The sequence below is a fragment of the Alkalibacterium indicireducens genome (assembly GCF_039522005.1).
Lineage (GTDB): Bacteria > Bacillota > Bacilli > Lactobacillales > Carnobacteriaceae_A > Alkalibacterium > Alkalibacterium indicireducens.
This window is the reverse complement of the sequence record NZ_BAAADA010000149.1, coordinates 1-1159: the sequence shown is the minus strand read 5'-3', so window position 1 is coordinate 1159 and position 1159 is coordinate 1. Positions and strand designations below refer to the sequence as shown.

The window sequence follows — 1159 nt, the reverse complement described above, 5'->3', positions numbered from 1 at the left end:
GCAGATAAGAATGGAGTTCGTAGGAAGCCCCCACTTCAAAATCCAAAGGATTTAAGTGGTGGGTAGTTCACAATATTGCCTAACTGTTCTACAATAGAGAAAGAATCAGACTTTTCATGAGGAGGGATGTAATGGAGGAATATGAAAAAGCCCCTGCTAAAATCAATGTCTGTTTAAATGTCTTGAGCAGGCGTCCGGATGGCTTTCATGAGATGGAAATGGTGATGACACCCGTAGATCTGGCGGACAGGCTGACTTTTAAATTGACTGATGAAGCTGTCACTCTGGATTCTTCGAGTTCATTTATGCCGCTTAATGAAAAGAATATTGTCTACAAGACTGCGCTTCTTCTGAAACGCACTTATGGAGTGAGATATGGTGCAGATATCTTTATTGATAAGCATATCCCGATCGCAGCCGGTCTAGGGGGAGGCAGTGCCGATGCGGCAGCTACTTTAAGGGCCCTAAATCGCCTGTGGAGACTTAACCTGACTCTTGATGAGCTGGCTGAGCTGGGGGAACAGATCGGGTCGGACGTCCCTTTTTGTGTATACGGCCAGACCGCTTATGTAACTGGGCGAGGCGAAAAAGTTGAACCCCTTCCTTCTTTTCCTCATGCCTGGGTTATTATAGTCAAGCCGCCAAAAGGCATATCCAGCTGGACTGTTTTTAAAGATCTTGATGTTGCTAATCTGCCTGTTTTCGACGTGAATGAAATGAAAGAGGCCGTGATACAGTCAGATTATAAGCGCATCATCAAAGCAACCGGAAATGCACTGGAAGAGAAAGCTGTTGAACAAAATCATATGATAAAGGAAATCAAAGAAAAAATGAGCAGTTTCGGTGCAGATACTGCCTTGATGAGCGGAACAGGGCCGACTGTTTATGGGCTGACACAAAATCTTTCCAAAGCCCGTCGCATAGTCAATGGGCTCAAGGGATTCTGCAAGGAAGTGTACTTAGTACGTACGATCAGTTGAAAAACGGTTCAGACAAGACTCTTTTTTTCACACTCGAAAAGTTAGAATGACTAAATTAAGAGCTGGGAAAAAACTCCCCTAAAATGAATACATCCCTCGACCGATTTTGAAAAAAATGGTCGAGGGATGTTTCTTTTTTAAAGACAAAATGAGCCCCACCGGCTATAATTGAAGTACCA

1 protein-coding gene is annotated in these 1159 nt (G+C 43.7%); it reads left to right on the top strand.

All coding sequences use genetic code 11. The features are described 5' to 3' along the window. Positions 1-131: 131 nt before the first annotated feature. Positions 132-980 (top strand): 4-(cytidine 5'-diphospho)-2-C-methyl-D-erythritol kinase, encoded by an 849-nt coding sequence (gene ispE / locus ABFX15_RS08875; RefSeq protein ID WP_346025071.1) that lies wholly within the window; start codon positions 132-134, stop codon positions 978-980. The last annotated feature ends 179 nt before the right edge of the window (positions 981-1159 follow it).